Source organism: Ideonella sp. B508-1 (genome assembly GCF_000333615.1).
In the GTDB taxonomy this organism is placed as follows: domain Bacteria; phylum Pseudomonadota; class Gammaproteobacteria; order Burkholderiales; family Burkholderiaceae_C; genus Ideonella.
In genome coordinates this window covers 1-1,652 of the sequence record NZ_BADL01000166.1, presented here as the reverse complement: position 1 = coordinate 1,652, position 1,652 = coordinate 1, and the positions used below count along the sequence as shown (strand labels likewise).

1 protein-coding gene and 1 pseudogene are annotated in these 1,652 nt (G+C 68.0%); both read left to right on the top strand.

Translation table 11 applies throughout. From position 1 onward, the window contains the following. A pseudogene (locus I73_RS07820) lies at positions 1 to 194 on the top strand (type I methionyl aminopeptidase); the annotation flags it as partial. Between the two features lie 80 nt (positions 195 to 274). Further along, the coding region (locus I73_RS26700; protein WP_040499897.1) for a nucleotidyltransferase domain-containing protein at positions 275 to 1,652 on the top strand (1,378 nt) is incomplete at its 3' end.

The following is a 1,652-nucleotide window of genomic DNA, read 5'->3' as shown; positions in this document are numbered from 1 at the left end:
CGATCACGATCGAGCCCATGCTCAACGCCGGGCGCCGCGAGATCAAGGAAGGCCCGGACGGCTGGGCCATCGTCACCAAGGACCGTTCGCTGTCCGCCCAGTGGGAGCACACGGTGCTGGTGACGGAGACGGGCTATGAGGTGCTGACCGTGTCGGCCGGCACGCCCAAGCCGCCGGCCTTCGTGACCGCCTGAACGTTTCCCGGCCCCGCAGTTCCATGGCCCGCGACGACGACAGCACCACCCCCGCCCCGGCGCCGGCCGGCCCGCTTCCGATGAGCGAGATCCGCCAGCGCTTCAAGCAGGGCAAGGCGGAATTGCTGGATCATTTCCGCGAAGCGCGTCCGACGGTGATCAGCGCCTCGCGGCTGATGAAGGCCCTGGCGCGGCATGTGGACACCACGCTGTCCCAGCTGTGGCACCAGGCCGCGCTGCCGTCGCAGGCCGCATTGATCGCCGTGGGCGGCTACGGGCGGGGCGAACTGTTCCCCTATTCCGACGTGGACGTGCTGGTGCTGCTGCCCGAGGCCCAGGCGCGCGACGAGGCGGTCAAGTCCGCGGTGTCGGACTTCATCACGGCCTGCTGGGACGTGGGGCTGGAGATCGGCTCCTCGGTGCGCACACTGGCCGAATGCATCACCGAGGCCAAGGCCGACGTGACGGTGCAGACCGCTCTGCTGGAAAGCCGCCTGCTCTGCGGCACCCGCAAGGTCTACAAGCAGTTCGCCGATCGCACGCTGGCCTCGGTGGAGCCGGAGAGCTTTCTGCGCGCCAAGACGCTGGAGATGCGCCAGCGCCACGAGAAGTACGAGGACACCCCCTACGCGCTGGAACCCAACAGCAAGGAAAGTCCGGGCGGGCTGCGCGACCTGCAGGTGGTGATGTGGGTGGCCCGCGCCGCGCGCCTGGGCAAGACCTGGACCGAACTGTCGGCCAAGGGGCTGATCACGCCCTTCGAGGTCAAGCAGCTGCAGCGCAACGAGGGCATCCTCAAGCTGATCCGCTGCCGGCTGCACCTGGTGGCGGGCCGGCGCGAGGACCGGCTGGTCTTCGACCTGCAGACCGCCGTGGCCGAGAGCTTCGGCTTCCATGCCAGCGGCAGCGAGCGGGCCTCCGAGGTGCTGATGCACCGCTACTACTGGGCGGCCAAGGCGGTCACGCAGCTCAACCAGATCCTCATGTTGAACATCGAGGAGCGGATCAACGCCTCCGAGAGCGCGCCGATGCGGCCGATCAACGCCCGCTTCCTGGACCGCGCCGGCATGCTGGAGGTGGCCAGCGACACGCTGTACCTGGACAACCCTCACGCCATCCTCGAGACCTTCCTGATCTACCAGCAGACGCCGGGGATCAAGGGCTTGTCGGCCCGCACGCTGCGCGCCCTGTACAACGCCCGCGGGGTGATGAACGGCGCCTTCCGGCGCGACCCTTTCAACCGCGATCTCTTCATGGAGATCCTGCAGCAGCACGAAGGCCAGACCCACGCCTTCCGGCTGATGAACCAGACCTCGGTGCTGGGGCGCTACCTCTGGGTCTTCCGCGGCATCGTCGGGCGCATGCAGCACGACCTGTTCCACGTCTACACGGTGGACCAGCACATCCTGATGGTGCTGCGCAATGTGCGGCGCTTCTTCATCCCCGAGCATGCCCACG